The following is a 16,785-nucleotide window of genomic DNA, read 5'->3' as shown; positions in this document are numbered from 1 at the left end:
AGCAAACCGGCGGCAAACGTTCATGTTTGCAGGCTGGCGTTAGCGCGCCCAATCGGGCTAAGGTCGAAGATTGTCCAGGCCCTGAGCCTGACCGTGCCATCGCAAGGAACCCGTATGAGCCTGTCACTCCTCAGCCGCTACGCCTTTTTCGCCGCCTGCGTCCTGTTCACCCTGGTGAGCCTGCCTTTCCTGCACCATGAATGGCTGTGGCCGTTCACCCTGGCCACCGCCGTGCTCAGCCTGCTCGGCCTGTTCGACCTGCTGCAAAGCCGCCACGCGGTGCGGCGCAACTACCCGATTCTGGGCAATATCCGCTACCTGGTTGAAGGTATTCGTCCGGAGATACGCCAGTATCTGCTCGAGGCCGACAGCGACGCCCTGCCCTTCTCGCGGGCCCAGCGTTCACTGGTTTACGCCCGGGCCAAGAACGAAGCGTCCGACAAACCCTTCGGCACCTTGATCGATGTCTATCAGTCCGGCTTTGAATTCATCGGCCACTCCATGCGCCCGGCCCCCTTGAGCGACCCAGCGAGCTTTCGGGTAATCGTCGGCGGCCCGCAATGCACCCAGCCCTATTCGGCCTCGGTGTTCAACATTTCGGCAATGAGCTTCGGTTCGCTCAGCGCCAATGCCATCCGCGCCTTGAACCAGGGCGCCAAGCTGGGCAATTTCGCCCATGACACCGGCGAAGGCAGCATCAGCCCTTACCACCGCGAACACGGCGGCGACCTGACCTGGGAGCTGGGCAGCGGTTACTTCGGCTGTCGTACTGCGGACGGACGCTTCGACCCCGAGCGCTTCGCCGAGCAGGCCCGCAGCCCGCAAGTGCGTATGATCGAGATCAAAATGAGCCAGGGCGCCAAACCCGGCCACGGCGGTATCCTGCCCAAGCACAAGGTTACCCGCGAGATCGCCGAGACCCGTGGCGTGTTGATGGGTGAAGACTGCATTTCACCTTCGCGCCACAGCGCCTTTTCCACGCCGATCGAAATGATGCAGTTCATTGCCCAGCTACGAGCGCTGTCCGGCGGCAAGCCGGTAGGCTTCAAGTTCTGCCTGGGTCATCCCTGGGAGTTCATGGGGATTGCCAAGGCCATGCTGGAAACCGGGATCCTGCCGGACTTTATCGTCATCGACGGCAAGGAAGGCGGTACCGGCGCAGCGCCGGTGGAGTTCACCGACCATATCGGTGTGCCCCTGCGTGAAGGTCTGTTGTTCGTGCACAACACCCTGGTCGGGCTGAACCTGCGCGACAAGATCAAACTGGGGGCCAGCGGCAAGATCGTCAGCGCCTTCGACATCGCCAGCGTGTTGGCGATCGGTGCCGACTGGGCCAACTCGGCACGTGGCTTCATGTTCGCCATTGGCTGCATACAGTCGCAGAGCTGCCATACCAACAAGTGCCCTACCGGCGTCGCCACCCAGGACGCCCTGCGCCAGCGTGCCCTGGTGGTACCAGACAAGGCCCAGCGGGTCTTCAACTTCCACCACAGCACCCTCAAGGCCCTGGCCGAAATGCTCGCGGCGGCAGGTCTCGATCACCCGTCGCAACTGCAAGCCAAGCATCTGGTACGCCGGGTCTCGGCCACCGAGATCAAGCTGTTCTCGCAGATGCATGTGTTCCTTAAGCCGGGTGAACTGCTCAGCGGCGAAATCAGTGGCGAGTTCTATTCACGGATGTGGCAGATGGCCCGGGCGGACAGCTTTGAACCCCAGGACCCGGCAGTCGCCTGAGGATCAGCGCGGTATTGATACATCAAGTCATACGCAACTTTTGCAATTGCTTGCCAATACCGCCACCCTGCCCCCGCCCGACGTGTGACGCGAGAAAATACCGACGTCGGCCAGTCACTATTAAATCAACTGTTCAAGAGCCCGCTGCCATGTTTAACGGACGCGACCCGCGCATCGATTTTTTTCGGGGCCTGGCGCTGATCTTCATCTTCTGGGACCACATCCCGCACAACCCTCTGGGCCAGATCACCCTGCGTAACATCGGTTTCAGCGATGCTGCGGAGGTTTTCGTCTTTCTTGCCGGCTACGCGGCAGTACTGGCCTATGGCAAAGTCCTGCAACGCGACGGCTACCTGATTGCCTGCGTGAAGATCCTCAGACGTACCTGGGTACTGTATGTGGTGCATATCTTCCTGTTGGCGATGCTGATGGGCATCGTCTTCTACGCTAACAGCCATGTGCAAACCCGCGACCTGGTCGAGGAAATGGGCTTGACGCATTTCATCACCAATCCCCAGCAAGCGCTGACCGATGAACTGCTGCTGCGCTTCAAGCCCAATCTGATGGATCCGCTGCCGCTGTACATCGTGCTGTTGGCCGGTCTGTCCATCGTCCTGCCACTGTTGCTGCGTCATACCTGGGCGGTGCTGGGCATATCGATGGCGGTGTACCTGATGGCGCCAAAACTAGGCTGGAACCTGGCGAACTTCTCCGACGGCGTCTGGTACTTCAACCCGGTCACCTGGCAATTTCTGTTCGTGCTCGGTGGCGTGGCGGCGATACACGGGCAGCGGCCACGCGCGCCGCAAACCCGGCCGTTGCTTGGCCAACCGCTATTTCTGGCGGCGGCCGTCTATTCACTGCTGGCGGGGCTGATCACTGTCTCCTGGCGCTGGTCAGAGATTCACGATGCGCTGATGCCGGCAGTAATCAGCGAGTTGCTGTACCCCATCAGCAAGACCGACCTGTCACCGGTACGCCTGTTGCACTTCCTGGCGCTGGCCTACGTTACCGCCAAGTTGCTGCCTGGCAGCCGCTGGACGCAAAACTGGCTGGCCCGGCAAACCTGTCGCATGGGGCGCTATTCGCTGGAAGTGTTCTGTTTGGGCGTATTGCTCGCGCCTTTGGCGGACATGGTCAATGCCCTGGCGGATGAGCACTGGTCAATGCAGGTGCTGACCGCGATGGTGGGAGTGGGATTGATGGCGCTACTGGCGGCCTGGCTTGATCTGAACAGGCGCTTGGGCCGGCCGGTGCAAATGACGGCGGCCTGAAGAGGCCTCATCGCGGGGCAAGCCCCCCCCCCACACACATTCTGTGTGTGTGGGGGGGGCTTGCCCCGCGAAGTTTCTACATCATGACGCGGAACGCGCCAGTTGTACGCTGTCAGCTTTAGGCGACAGCTTGAACACGTAATACAGCACCGTCAGCATCACCAGGAACGCCGGGCCGATGTACAGCGCCACGCGGGTCTCCTCGAAGTAAGCCATCAGGCCAACCACCAGGATCAGGAACGCCAGGGCCAGGTAGGAGCTCAACGGCCACAACCACATGCGGTATTTCAATGCAGCACGTTCGGTGTCGCTCAGACCGGCACGGAATTTCAGCTGTGCCAGCAGGATCATCACCCAGGTCCAGATCGCTCCGAAGGTGGCAATGGCGGTTACCCAGACGAAGACTTTCTCCGGCACCAGGTAGTTGGCCAGTACGCCCAGCAGCAACGCGGCGATCGACAGCAGCAAGGCATTACGCGGTACGCCATTGCTCGAAGTACGTGCGAACGTCGCTGGTGCCTGACCATTCTGCGCCAGACTGTAGAGCATGCGCCCGGTGCTGAAGATGCCGCCGTTGCACGACGACAGCGCCGCAGTGATCACCACGAAGTTGATGATACCGGCAGCAGTCTTGATACCCAGACGCTCGAAGGTCATCACGAACGGGCTGCCCTGGCTGCCGATCTCGTTCCATGGATAGATCGACAGAATCACGAACAGTGCGCCGACATAGAACAGCAGGATGCGCCAGAACACCGAGCCGATGGCTTGGGGAATGGTCTTTTGCGGGTTGCGCGCTTCACCGGCGGTCAGGCCGATCATCTCTACGCCCAGGTAGGCGAACATCACCATCTGCAGCGACATCAACACACCGGTCACGCCATTGGGCATGAAGCCGCCATTGCTCCACAGGTTGGAAATGCCCACTGCCACGCCGTCGTTACCGAAGCCAAAGGCAATGACACCGATACCACCGAGGACCATGGCGATAATGGTGACGATCTTGATCAGGGCAAACCAGAACTCGAACTCGCCAAAGGCCTTGACCGCGATCAGGTTGATCGCACCCATGCTGCCCAGAGCCGCCAGGGCCCAGATCCAGCGCGGTACGTCGGGGAACCAGATGCCCATGTAAATGGCCACCGCAGTGATCTCCGCGACGCAAGTCACCAGCCACAGGAACCAGTAGTTCCAACCGGTCAGAAAGCCCGCCAGCGGGCCGAGGTAGTCTTGAGCGTAACGACTGAAGGAGCCTGCGACCGGGTTGTGCACGGCCATTTCACCGAGGGCACGCATGATCACCAGGATCGCCAGGCCACCAATGATGTACGACAGCATGATTGCCGGACCGGCCATTTCAATGGCCTTGGCCGACCCCAGGAACAGGCCGACACCAATACAGGCGCCCAGCGCCATCAGGCGAATATGTCGCTCGCCGAGTTCTCGCTTGAGTGGGCCGCCCTGAGCGGTCTCACCGTGAGAAGGATGGTTGCCGACTGACATAGAAATACAACCTCATTTTGTTATTGGATATAGACCTTTCGTGCAGGCTTGGTATCGCCGGTAGGCTGGATACGCGGTCTTGCCGGACACCACTTTGTAAGCGGTCCCGTCTGCCGGCACGCAACAAGCCGGCAAAGCGAAAGGGGTGAGCAGTATAGAAAGACCCCTGCAGGGCATTTCACTATAAAACACCGGATATTTGGCGAGAAATCTCGGCAAAAACCGCATCCACGGAGGGGCATTCCCCGTGTTTTCTCCAGACTGACAAACAGGGCGGCTAACATAGCACCAAAACGGGGCATTACAACCTCCACCAAAGGCGCAAGTCGTACACTTTCTAGGAGCAGCCTTACCGGGCTTACAAATTTTTCACCAAACCTGCTCACCGTCTAAGCTTCAGGCAAGCAAGACGAAAATACGTAGCCGGGCTGAACACTATGGGCGCATTGTGGCAATCGGAACCAACGAGTAAGGAAACTCCCTCTGAATCCCTTGAAGAATCGCCATTGCCGAAAAGCCCTCGCCAACGTCGTCTGTGGTGGCGGCTGCTGTGGCTGGTGCTGCTGCTTGCCCTGATTGCGCTGGGAATGGCCATCGCCAATGAAATGCACACCTCGCGCCTGCAGTCACGCGAGCTCAGCCAACTCGCCTCGACCCTGACCTATTCCCTGCAGCCGGGGCCCAGCGATGCGATCATTTATCCGGGTGACGGGCCCTTCGACAAACGCCTGGGCTACAGCGCGTTGGGAGAGTTCCTGCCACGCCTGCTCAAACGCGATTATGTAATCAGCGAGCAGGTGCATTTTTCCCCGGCGTTGATGGACTACGCCGAACACGGTTTCTTCGTGCCCTATAAAGAAAAGATCCAGACCGGGCTTTCGATCACCGACTGCAAGGGCGATGTGCTTTACCAGTATCACTACCCGCAGTACCTGTACCCGGACTTCGATTCCATCCCGCCGGTCATCGTCAACAGCCTGCTGTTCATCGAGAACCGCGACCTGCTCGACCCCAACGCCCCCAACGCCAACCCGGCAGTGGACTGGCCACGCTTTGCCAAGGCGGCTTACAGCCAGGTCGCCAAGTACCTGGCCCTGCCTGGCCAGTCCGCTGGCGGTAGCACCCTGGCTACCCAACTGGAGAAATACCGCCACTCGCCTGACGGCCTGACTGTCTCGGGCAGCGAGAAAATCCGCCAGATGATTTCTGCCAGCGTGCGCACCTACCAGAGCGGCCCACAAACCCTTGAAGCGCGCCAGCGTATCGTGCGTGACTACCTCAACAGCGTGCCGCTGTCGGCGGTGCCCGGGCATGGTGAAGTGCATGGCATGGCCGAGGGCCTGCGGGTCTGGTACGGCGCCGACTTCGCCCAGGTCAACCAGGCCCTGACATCTACCGAGACCGACCCTGCAAGCATGGCCGCACGCGGCCTGGCCCTGCGTCAGGTACTGTCGCTGATGATTGCCCAGCGCCGTCCCTCACACTTTCTGTCCAAGGGCCGCAACGAACTGGCCGAACTGACCGACAGTCACATTCGGATTCTGGCTGCCGCCAATATCGTCGACCGGCCGCTGGCCGACGCCGCGCTGGTCAGCAAGACGATCTATCGCGACTGGGTGGCGCAACCGACCATTCAACCGATCGTCACCAACAAGGGCATCAGCGTTGCCCGCAGCCGCCTGTCCCTGGCCCTGGCCCGGCCGCTGTACGACCTGGACCGTCTTGATCTGTCGGCCACCAGCACCTTGCAATCTGACCTGCAAGGCCAGATCAGCCAGTACCTCAAGGATCTCGCCGATCCGGCCATCGCCGAGAAGCTCGGCCTGTTTGGCGAGCGCTTGCTGACCCCGACCAGCACCACCCAGGTGCGCTACAGCTTTACCCTGCTTGAACGCACCGCCAACGGTTCGCGCGTGCGGGTGCAGACCGACAGCACCGACCAGCCGTTCGACATCAACGAGGGCAGCAAGCTGGAGCTGGGTTCCACCGCCAAGCTGCGGGTGCTGACCAGTTACCTGGAAATCATCGCCGAACTGCATGACAAGTACGCCAACACTCCCGCCGCCGACCTGAAGAAGGTCGAGGTCGCTGAACTGGACTTCATCACCCGCTGGGCCATCGACTACCTGATCCAGAACAAAGACCGCAACATCACCGCGATGCTCGATGCCGCGCTCAATCGCAAGTATTCGGCCGGCCCCGGTGAAGCCTTCTTCACCGGTGGCGGCATGCATGTGTTCAATAACTTTCGTAAAGAAGACAACAACCGGATTCCCACGCTCAAAGACGCCTTGCGCGAGTCGATCAACCTGCCGTTTATCCGTTTGATGCGTGATCTGGTGCGCTACAGCACCTACCAGACACCGGGCAGCAGCATCCGCTTGCTCAAGGACGATGCCGAGCCACGCCGCCAGGAGTACCTGGCGCGCTTTGCCGACAAGGAGGGCACCGACTACCTGCGCAGGTTCTGGAAAAAGTACCAGCGCAAAACCTCGCAACAGCGCCTGGACACCTTCCTCGACAGTTTGCGTGTCACGCCGATCCGCCTGGCCGCCGTACACCGCTACCTGTTCCCGGAAGCTGACCAGGCCACCTTCAACGCCTTCGTCCGTGCCCACGTGAAAAAGGATTTGCAGGAAACCAAGCGCAAGCCCACCAAGCAAGACATCCTCACCGATGAGCGTCTGGGCAACCTGTACTACGCCTACGGCCCCGGCAAATTCGATCTACCCGACCAAGGCTTTGTCGCCAAGGTCCACCCTCTGGACCTGTGGCTGCTGGGCTACTTGCTGAACAACCCCAATGCCAGCTTCCAGGATGCGACGCAGGCCAGCCAGTTCGAGCGCCAGGAAGTCTACGGCTGGCTGTTCAAGAGCCGGCACAAAGGCGCGCGTGACAGCCGTATTCGTACCCTGGTGGAAATCGAAGCGTTCCTCGATATCCATCGGCGCTGGAAACGGGTCGGCTATCCCTTCGATCACCTGGTGCCCTCGCTGGCCACTGCCATCGGCAGCTCCGGCGACCGTCCGGCAGCCTTGGCCGAGCTGATCGGCATTATCCAGAACGATGGTATCCGCCTGCCGATCCTGCGCATCGATACCCTGCACTTTGCCGCCAATACCCCGTATGAAACGCGTCTGGCAGGTGACCCCGACCTCGGTCAGCGAGTACTCTCGGTGGAAGTCGCCCGGGCCTTGCGTGGTGCCCTTTCGCAAGTAGTCGATGCCGGTACCGCACGACGGGTATCCGGCAGTTTCAAACTTAATGACGGTACGCCGATGGTCCTGGGCGGCAAAACCGGCACTGGCGACAACCGCCTCGAAAGCTGGGGAGCCGGTGGCCGCCTGCTTGGCTCAAAAGCGATCAACCGCACGGCGACCTTTGTGTTTTTCCTTGGCGACAACCACTACGGCACCCTCACCGCTTTTGTCCCCGGGCGTGCCGCCGAGTCCTTCAAGTTCACCTCGGCCCTGCCGGTACAGGTACTCAAGGGCATGGCCCCGATCCTCACCCCGTACCTGCAACCCGGCAGCCACACCCTGTGCAAAACGCCACAAGTGGCGCAGCAGTAGCCCTTTGAAGCAACGCCCAGGCGCCTGGGCGTTGCTTTGTCAGCGATACCGTTCATCTCCTGACTCTTTATCGTGAGAATTATTCTCACTCTCATGCTTGCTTTAAGATATATCTTGAGTAGTATCTAAAGATACATCTAACGCAAACGGAGCCCTCCATGCGTGACCATCACCCCCACCGCGAGCATGGCGAACGCCATGACGGATTCGAACGCCGCCACAGCCGTGAGCGCGGCGACCGCGGGCCACGGGTCTTCGCCCCTGGCGACCTGAGACTGCTGCTGCTATCGATGCTGGCCGAGCAGCCGTGCCACGGCTATGACCTGATCCGCCAGATCGAAAGCCTGTTCGGCGGCAACTACAGCCCAAGCCCGGGCGTTATCTACCCGACCCTGACCTTCCTGGAAGAAAGCGAACTGATCGTCGGCCAGGTTCACGGCAGCAAGAAGCTCTACAGCGTCACAGCTGCTGGCCTGGACTCTCTGGCCGAGCAAGCCATCGCCCTGGACGGCGTGCGCATGCGCATCGAAGTCAGTAAACGTTCGCTGTACGGACACGACCGGCCGCCAGAGATCCACGAAGCGGTACACAACCTGCGTCATGCCCTGCAGATGCACAGTGGCCGCTGGAACCCGGAAGAGATCGAACGGGTGCGCACCCTGCTCAACAACACCGCCAAAGCCATCGTCGCAGGGCCCACTGCGACCTCCACGGAGAAAACCGAATGAGTGCCAGCGAGAACAATGCGATACATCGCGTCAATCATCAGATCAAACATCGCCGCCTGGACGTGCTGCGGGTCACCGAGCTGACCCCGCGTATGCGCCGCATCACCTTGGGCGGACCGCAACTGCAAGGCTTCACCAGTGTCGGCAGTGACGATCACGTCAAACTGATGTTCGCCTGCTCGGCAGAAGAACAAGCAGCCCTGGACAACCTCGACTTCAGCCGCGATGGCCTGCGCCCGACCATGCGCGAATACACCCCACGGCGTATCGATCTGCAAGCCGGTGAACTGGATATCGATTTCGTCCTGCACGGCGACGGCCCTGCGTCGAGCTGGGCGGCCCAGGCGCAGGTCGGCCAAGTCCTCAACATTGCCGGCCCACGCAGTTCGATGGTAGTGCCGGATATCTTCGACAGCTATTTGCTGATCGGCGATGAAACCGCGATCCCGGCCATCGCCCGACGCCTGGAAGAGCTGCCGGCCACGCGCAAGGTGTTGGCGGTCATCGAGATCGAAGACGCCCAGGAACAACAGGTCCTGGCGAGCCTGGCACAAGTGCAAGTGATCTGGGTACAGCGACACCAGCAGGAGCTGCTGGACGTGGTGAAGGATCTGCCCCTGCCTGAAGGTCAGTTGTACGCCTGGGTTGCCCTGGAAAAAGCCCTGACGCGCAAGACCAAGCGTCTGCTGGTCGACGAAAAGGGCGTCAAGGAAGACCTGATCAAGGCCGTCGCCTACTGGCGCCTCGACCCGCACGACGACGAGTAAACGGCACCATCAGGGTTGCGTCCTGGCCTTGGCCAGGCGCCCGCCCTGCCAATGATCCAGGCTCAGTATCAGCAAGCCAATGGTAGTGAAGCCGAACACAATCGCCAACGCATTGAGCAGTACCTGCCCATAGCCAAGGCTTGCGACATTGATGAACGGATAGGGATAGACCCCTATCGACTGCCCGCGCAGCAGCACATAAGCAAAATACCCCGCCGGATACAGCAGCCAGGCCAACAGGTGCTTGAGCCGCAGACTGCCTTTCTCCACGCAGCACCACCAATAGCCGACAAACAGCAACGGCATGACATCGTGCAACAGCTCATCGGCCAGCCACTGCCAGCCCTGCGGTTGCCACAGATGGCGCAACAACACGCTATAGGCCAGACCGACCAGAACAATACTGGCGGCAATACCCGAACTGACTGCCGGGCCGAGAAACCAGCGCCGCGCCGCAGATTCGCGGCCAAATGCCGCCTGGCTGAGCACCACGGCGACCAAGGTATTGCTCAGCACGGTGAAATAGCTGAAGAAGTTCACCAGGCCGCCGATCAGGCTGGCCTGCTCCTGCCAACGTACCCACAGCACCAGGTACAGCTGGATCGCCAGCGCACTCCAGCCCAGGCAGGCGGCCAGGCCGATCACGACCTCGCGTCGAGGCATCAAGTCAGCGACCGCGCTGCAGCTTCAGGTACAGGCGCTCGACTTTCTCCCGGGCCCAGGGGGTACGGCGCAGGAAAGTCAGGCTCGACTTGATGCTCGGATCGCTCTTGAAGCAGCGGATATCGATGCGCTCGGCCAGCCCTTGCCATTGATAGTGCGCCACCAGTGCGGTGAGGATCTGCTCCAGGGTCACGCCATGCAGCGGATTGGGGTTGGCGGTGGTCATGCCTGTGCTCCAGCGAATCAAATGTGCGCACCTTAGCCCAGGGGTGGGCTGGCTACAAACATTCTAGCGCAGCTGTGGTAGGCGCGGCGCTGTGACAGATGGTAATGTTATATTGTATCAATCTCATTACATTGCCAAGGAACCCCGCAGCCCATGCGTCGCTTGCCCCTTCGACTCTCCCCTTTCACCGCTGCCCTTTGGCTCGCATCACCACTGAGCCAGGCCGTGGAGTTGCAGCCCCAGATCATCACCGCCAACCCGCTGGGCAACAGCGAACTGGCCGCGCCCACCACTGTACTCGAAGGTGACGCGCTGGCCCTGCAACAGAAAGGCAGTCTCGGTCAGACCCTGAACAACCAGCCCGGCGTCGCCTCGACCTGGTTCGGTCCCGGCGCCAGTCGTCCGGTGATTCGGGGCCTGGATGGCGATCGCATTCGCATTCTGCGCAATGGTGTTGGCGCGCTGGACGCCTCATCGTTGTCCTACGATCACGCTGTACCGCTGGACCCAGCCACCGTAGATCGCATCGAAATCGTCCGCGGCCCGGCCGCCCTGCTCTACGGCGGCAACGCCATCGGTGGCGTGGTCAGCAGCTTCGACAATCGCATCCCCACCGACCCCGTCGACGGCATTCATGGCGCTGGCGAGTTGCGTTACGGTGGCGCCGACACCACACGTAGCAGCGCCGGCAAGCTGGAAGCCGGCGATGGCCGCTTTGCCTTGCACCTGGACGCCAACAGCCGGCAGTTCAACGACCTGCGCATTCCCGGCTACGCTCGCAGTTCCAAGGTCCGCGACGCCGACGACCCGGGCAGTAAGCATCGTCTGGAAAACAGCGACGGCCGCCAGGATGGCGGCGCCGTCGGCGGTTCCTATCATTGGGATCACGGCTACACCGGCCTGTCCTACAGCCGCTACGATTCGAACTATGGCTCGGTGGCCGAACCCGGTGTGCGCCTGGACATGCAACAGGACCACTATGGCTTCGCCTCCGAGCTACGCGACCTCGACGGCCCGTTCAGCGCGCTGAAGTTCGACGCTGGCTACACCGACTACCAGCACCGCGAACTTGAAGATGGCGAAGTGCACACCACCTTCAAGAACAAGGGTTACGAGGCAAGGGTCGAAGCCCGGCATCAACCCTGGGGGCCGGTAGAAGGCGTGATCGGCGCCCAAGTCGGTCGTAACGAGTTTTCCGCCCTGGGTGAAGAAGCCTTCGTCCCCCAGACCGACACCAACAGCCTGGCGCTGTTCATGCTTGAACAATGGCAAGCCACCGAGCGCCTCAACCTGAGCCTGGGTGGACGCCTGGAACACACACGGGTCGACCCCGACAGCCAGGGCAGCGAGCGTTTTGCCCACGCCGACAGCGCCAGCAGCTTCACCGCCGCCAGCCTGTCATCGGGTGCGGTGTATGAGCTGACACCGATCTGGTCGCTGGCCGCGACCCTGGGCTACACCGAACGCGCACCGACGTTCTACGAGCTGTATGCCAATGGCGCCCACGTCGCCACCGGCACGTTTGAAGTCGGCGATCCGAACTTGAGCAAAGAGAAAGCGATTTCCAGCGACCTGGCCTTGCGCTTCGACAACGGTGTGCACAAAGGCAGCGTCGGCGTGTTCTACAGTCACTTTCGCGACTACATCGGCCTGCTGGCCAGCGGCAACATGCGTGAAGGCCATGACCACGATCATGACCACAGTGATGAGGACCACGATCACGACCATGAGCACGCCGGTGACGTGCCCGAATACCTGTACAAAGGTGTGCGGGCCCGCTTCTATGGCATCGAAGCCCAGGACCGCTGGCAGCTGGCGCAAAACCGCCTGGGCAGCTTTGCCCTGGAGTTGTCCGGCGACTACACCCGGGCCAAGAACCTGGACAGCGGCGAAGACCTGCCACGCATTGCCCCGCTGCGCCTGAACAGCGGCCTGCTGTGGGAGCTGGAGCGCTGGCAGGCACGGGTTGATGTGCAGCATGCCAGCGCCCAGCATCACAAACCGGACAATGAAACCAGTACCGATGGCTATACCACCCTGGGCGCTAGCCTCGGCTATCGCTTTGATATTGGCCAGAGCCAGTGGCTGGCCTTTGTTCGCGGTGAAAACCTCACCGACCAGACCGTGCGCTATGCCAGCTCGATCTTGCGCGACATTGCCCCGGCACCGGGGCGCAGTGTGGAGGTGGGGTTGCGTACATCCTTCTGATCGCCGGGGGGTGCCTCGCGCCCCTTTCGCCGGCAAGCCGGCTCCTACAGGTGTTCGCGGTGCATTTGTGGAGCCGGCTTGATCCAGACTGTTACTCACCTGGCAATAATCCCGTGCGACATTTTGTCTTTTTTTCTTACAACTTCCCCTATATCCTCCCTGCCGCAAGCTGAATCGATTCATTCGATACCCATCGCAGCCATTTTCCTTCTAAGACCCCGTGCTTCGTTGCACTTGCCGTTTTTTCAACAATCAAAAGATAGCGCTATCTCATGCCTCAGATTCATCGTTTCCGCCTTTCCCCCGCCACCCGGACGCTGTTTTCGGGGCTGGCCATCGCCAGCCTCGCCCCCAGCGCTCAGGCCGCCGCGATGTTCGTCAGCGACTCGCCATGGATGCTCGGCGATTGGGGCGGCACCCGCACGGAGCTGGCTGAACGCGGCTACGACTTCACCCTCGGTTACACCGGCGAGATGGGCGCCAACCTGCACGGCGGCTATGACGACGACCAGACGGCGCGCTACAGCGGCCAGTTCGCCCTCGGCACGCATCTGGACCTGCAGAAGATCCTCGGCTGGCAGGACGCCGAGTTCCAGCTGACCGTCACACAGCGCCACGGCGACAACATCAGCAACGACCGCATCAACGACCCACGGGTCGGCGGCTTCACCTCGGCCCAGGAAGTCTGGGGCCGTGGCCAGACCTGGCGGCTGACCCAGATGTGGATCAAGCAGAAGTACTTCGACGGCGCACTGGATGTGAAATTCGGCCGCTTCGGTCAGGGTGAGGACTTCAACAGTTTCCCCTGTGACTTCCAGAACCTGGCCTTCTGCGGCTCCCAGGTCGGCAACTGGGCCGGCGACATCTGGTACAACTGGCCGGTCAGCCAGTGGGCCCTGCGGGTCAAATACAACCTCACGCCCGAGCTCTACGCGCAGATCGGCGCCTATGAGCAAAACCCTTCGAACCTGGACCGTAGCAACGGCTTCAAGCTCAGCGGCAGCGGCACCCAGGGCGCGGTGATCCCGGTCGAGCTGGTCTGGAGCCCGGCGGTCAATGGCCTGCCAGGGGAATATCGCGCCGGTTACTACTACAGTAATGCCAAGGCAACTGATGTCTACAAGGACAGCAACGACCAACCGGCAGCACTGAGCGGCCAGGCTTATCGCAGCAGTTCGAGCAAGCACGGCTTCTGGCTCGGTGCCCAGCAACAGTTGACGTCGCAGGCTTCCGACCACTCCCGTGGCCTGAGCGTATTCGCCAACGCCACGTTGCACGACAAGAAGACCAATGCCATCGACAACTATGTTTCGGCAGGTGTGGTGTACAAGGGGCCCTTCGATGCCCGCGCCAAGGACGATATCGGTTTCGCCCTGGCCCGCGTGCACGTCAACCCTGCCTACCGCAAGAACGCCGAGGCGCTCAATCAGGCCAACGGCGTCAGCGACTACAACGATCCCCTGTTCCGTCCGATCCAGGACACCGAGTACAGCGCCGAGCTGTACTACGGCATTCACCTGGCCGACTGGCTGACCGTGCGCCCGAACCTGCAGTACATCCGCCACCCTGGTGGCGTGAGCCAGGTCGACGACACGCTGATCGGCGGGATCAAGATCCAGAGCAGTTTTTAATCGCCCTTTTCACTTAACGGAGAACACACGATGAGCACAGAAGGTGCCCTGAGTAGAACCCGCTGGCTGCCGCGTCTGATTGGCGTGCTGTTGCTGCTGATGGGCCTGGCCCTGCTGGCGGGCGGCATCAAACTGAGCCAGCTCGGCGGCTCGCTGTACTACCTGATCGCCGGGATCGGTTTCGCCCTGTCCGGCATCCTCCTGCTGGCCCTGCGCCGCCACGCTCTGGGTCTGTATGGCCTGGTATTGCTGGGCAGCACCCTGTGGGCGCTGTGGGAAGTGGGCTTTGACTGGTGGCAACTGGTGCCGCGCCTGGCCCTGTGGTTTGCCCTGGGTGTGGTCCTGCTGCTGCCATGGGCACGCCGTCCACTGCTCGGCAATCCGTCGAAGATCAACCCGGCGCTGCTGAGCCTGGCCGTGGTCTTGTCTGGCGCCACCGCCGTGGCCAGCCAGTTCACTCATCCGGATGAAATCAAGGGCAAGCTGGGTCGCGACAGCACCGGCCTGAGCAGTACCGCGCCGCAAATGCCCGATGGCGAGTGGCAGGCCTACGGCCGCACCGAGTTCGGCGATCGCTACTCGCCACTGCGCCAGATTACTCCGGACAACGTGCACAAGCTGCAGGAAGCCTGGCGTATCCGTACCGGCGACCTGCCAACCGACAACGACCCGGTGGAACTGACCAACCAGAACACCCCGCTCAAGGTCAACGGCATGCTCTATGCCTGCACCGCACACAGCAAAGTGCTGGCCCTGGACCCGGACACCGGTGCCGAAATCTGGCGCTTCGACCCGCAGATCAAGAGCCCGACAGGTTTCAAGGGCTTCGCCCACATGACCTGCCGCGGTGTTTCGTATTACGACGAGAACAGCTACATCAGTGTTGACGGCAGCCCGGCGCCGAAGATCTCCGACGCCGGCCAGGTGGTGGCCCGTGCTTGTCCGCGTCGCCTTTACCTGCCCACCGCCGACGCCCGCCTGATTGCACTGAACGCCGACACCGGTAAAGTCTGCGAAGGTTTCGGTAACCAGGGTGTAATCGACCTGACCACCGGCATCGGCCCGTTCACTGCTGGCGGCTATTACTCCACCTCGCCTGCGGCGATCACCCGCGAACTGGTGATCATCGGCGGCCATGTGACCGACAACGAGTCGACCAACGAGCCGTCCGGAGTGATTCGCGCCTACGACGTTCACGATGGCCGCCTAGTGTGGAACTGGGACAGCAACAACCCGGACGACACCGCACCATTGGCTCCCGGCAAGACCTACAGCCGCAACTCGGCGAACATGTGGTCATTGGCCAGTGTCGACGAAAAACTCGGCATGGTCTTCCTGCCTCTGGGCAACCAGACCCCTGACCAGTGGGGCGCCGACCGCACCCCCGGCGCCGAGAAGTTCAGCGCTGGCATCGTCGCGCTCGACCTGCGCAACGGCAAGGTGCGCTGGAACTACCAGTTCACCCACCACGACCTGTGGGACATGGACGTCGGCAGCCAGCCAACCCTGCTCGACCTGAAGACCGCCGACGGCGTCAAACCTGCACTGATCGCGCCGACCAAACAGGGCAGCCTGTATGTGCTCGACCGTCGTGACGGCACCCCGATCGTGCCGATCCGCGAAATCCCGGCCCCGCAAGGTGCTGTCGAAGGCGACTATACCGCCCCGACACAAGCCCGCTCCGATCTCAACCTGCTTGGCCCGGACCTGACCGAACAAGCCATGTGGGGCGCCAGCCCGTTCGACCAGATGCTCTGCCGCATCCAGTTCCGCGAGCTACGCTACGAAGGCCAGTACACCCCGCCGTCGCTTCAGGGCAGCCTGGTGTACCCGGGTAACGTTGGCGTCTTCAACTGGGGCAGCGTCTCGGTCGACCCGGTCCGTCAGCTGCTGTTCACCTCGCCGAACTACATGGCCTTCGTCTCGAAGATGGTGCCGCGTGAGCAAGTCGCCGCCGGCAGCAAGCGCGAGAGTGAAACCAGCGGCGTGCAACCGAACACCGGCGCCCCGTACGCGGTGATCATGCACCCGTTCATGTCGCCTCTCGGCGTGCCTTGCCAGGCGCCTGCCTGGGGCTATGTGGCCGGTATCGACCTGACCACTAACCAGGTGGTGTGGAAACACAAGAATGGCACCAGCCGTGACAGCTCGCCGATCCCGATTGGCCTGCCGATTGGCGTGCCGAGCATGGGCGGCTCGATCGTCACAGCCGGCGGCCTGGGCTTCCTGAGCGGCACCCTGGACCAGTACTTGCGCGCTTATGACACCAATACCGGCAAGGAGCTGTGGAAAGCGCGCCTGCCAGCAGGCGGCCAGGCCACGCCGATGACCTACACCGGTAAGGGCGGCAAGCAATACGTCCTGGTGACCGCTGGCGGTCATGGTTCGCTGGGGACCAAAATGGGTGATTACGTAATCGCTTACAAATTGGCTGAGTAAATCTATCGCGGGGCAAGCCCGCTCCCACCGGCTTCAGTGG

The 16,785-nt window shown here is 61.6% G+C and carries 11 protein-coding genes; 8 read left to right on the top strand and 3 right to left on the bottom strand.

Going from position 1 to position 16,785, the window contains the following annotated elements:
* The first annotated feature begins 114 nt into the window (after positions 1–114).
* Entirely contained in the window at positions 115–1,734 is a 1,620-nt protein-coding gene (locus tag C6382_RS11445) for an FMN-binding glutamate synthase family protein (protein ID WP_107024595.1), read from the top strand.
* Positions 1,735–1,883: 149 nt separating this feature from the next.
* Complete coding sequence (locus C6382_RS11440; protein ID WP_107024594.1) at positions 1,884–3,008, top strand: OpgC family protein; 1,125 nt, start codon at positions 1,884–1,886, stop codon at positions 3,006–3,008.
* Between the two features lie 81 nt (positions 3,009–3,089).
* Here the strand turns inward: C6382_RS11440 and C6382_RS11435 are convergent, their stop codons facing one another.
* The gene (locus C6382_RS11435; RefSeq protein ID WP_107024593.1) at positions 3,090–4,511 is read right to left on the bottom strand and encodes an amino acid permease; all 1,422 of its coding nucleotides are present in this window, start codon (positions 4,509–4,511) and stop codon (positions 3,090–3,092) included.
* A gap of 437 nt (positions 4,512–4,948) precedes the next feature.
* On the opposite strand from C6382_RS11435, the gene C6382_RS11430 reads away from it, so the two are divergent.
* The 3 genes from C6382_RS11430 (at position 4,949) to C6382_RS11420 (ending at position 9,578) form a co-directional block, all read left to right on the top strand.
* Positions 4,949–8,083: a transglycosylase domain-containing protein gene (locus C6382_RS11430; protein WP_107024592.1), complete on the top strand. Its 3,135-nt coding sequence runs from the start codon at positions 4,949–4,951 to the stop codon at positions 8,081–8,083.
* A gap of 158 nt (positions 8,084–8,241) precedes the next feature.
* Positions 8,242–8,811: a PadR family transcriptional regulator gene (locus C6382_RS11425; RefSeq protein WP_107024591.1), complete on the top strand. Its 570-nt coding sequence runs from the start codon at positions 8,242–8,244 to the stop codon at positions 8,809–8,811.
* Complete coding sequence (locus C6382_RS11420) at positions 8,808–9,578, top strand: siderophore-interacting protein (protein ID WP_107024590.1); 771 nt, start codon at positions 8,808–8,810, stop codon at positions 9,576–9,578. The genes C6382_RS11425 and C6382_RS11420 overlap by 4 nt, the downstream gene beginning before the upstream one ends.
* A gap of 9 nt (positions 9,579–9,587) precedes the next feature.
* Here the strand turns inward: C6382_RS11420 and C6382_RS11415 are convergent, their stop codons facing one another.
* Together C6382_RS11415 and C6382_RS11410 are read right to left on the bottom strand one after the other, a co-directional pair.
* Positions 9,588–10,241 (bottom strand): Pr6Pr family membrane protein, encoded by a 654-nt coding sequence (locus C6382_RS11415; protein ID WP_107024589.1) that lies wholly within the window; start codon positions 10,239–10,241, stop codon positions 9,588–9,590.
* A 4-nt stretch (positions 10,242–10,245) separates the two neighbouring features.
* Complete coding sequence (locus tag C6382_RS11410; protein ID WP_107024588.1) at positions 10,246–10,467, bottom strand: VF530 family DNA-binding protein; 222 nt, start codon at positions 10,465–10,467, stop codon at positions 10,246–10,248.
* Positions 10,468–10,620: 153 nt separating this feature from the next.
* Here C6382_RS11410 and C6382_RS11405 point away from each other — a divergent pair, with 153 nt between their 5' ends.
* The 3 genes from C6382_RS11405 to C6382_RS11395 all read left to right on the top strand — a co-directional run bounded on the left by C6382_RS11405 (position 10,621) and on the right by C6382_RS11395 (position 16,745).
* On the top strand, positions 10,621–12,675 hold the full coding sequence (locus C6382_RS11405; RefSeq protein WP_107024587.1) for a TonB-dependent receptor: 2,055 nt from the start codon (positions 10,621–10,623) through the stop codon (positions 12,673–12,675).
* 272 nt (positions 12,676–12,947) lie between these two features.
* Positions 12,948–14,306, top strand: a complete 1,359-nt coding sequence (locus C6382_RS11400) for a carbohydrate porin (protein WP_107024586.1) — start codon at positions 12,948–12,950, stop codon at positions 14,304–14,306.
* Positions 14,307–14,336: 30 nt separating this feature from the next.
* Positions 14,337–16,745, top strand: a complete 2,409-nt coding sequence (locus C6382_RS11395) for a glucose/quinate/shikimate family membrane-bound PQQ-dependent dehydrogenase (protein WP_107024585.1) — start codon at positions 14,337–14,339, stop codon at positions 16,743–16,745.
* Positions 16,746–16,785: the final 40 nt, after the last annotated feature.

Source organism: Pseudomonas sp. BBP2017 (genome assembly GCF_003024385.1).
Classification (GTDB): domain Bacteria; phylum Pseudomonadota; class Gammaproteobacteria; order Pseudomonadales; family Pseudomonadaceae; genus Aquipseudomonas.
Note: the sequence above shows the minus strand (reverse complement) of the source record. Positions and strands in the feature narration are given on the sequence as shown.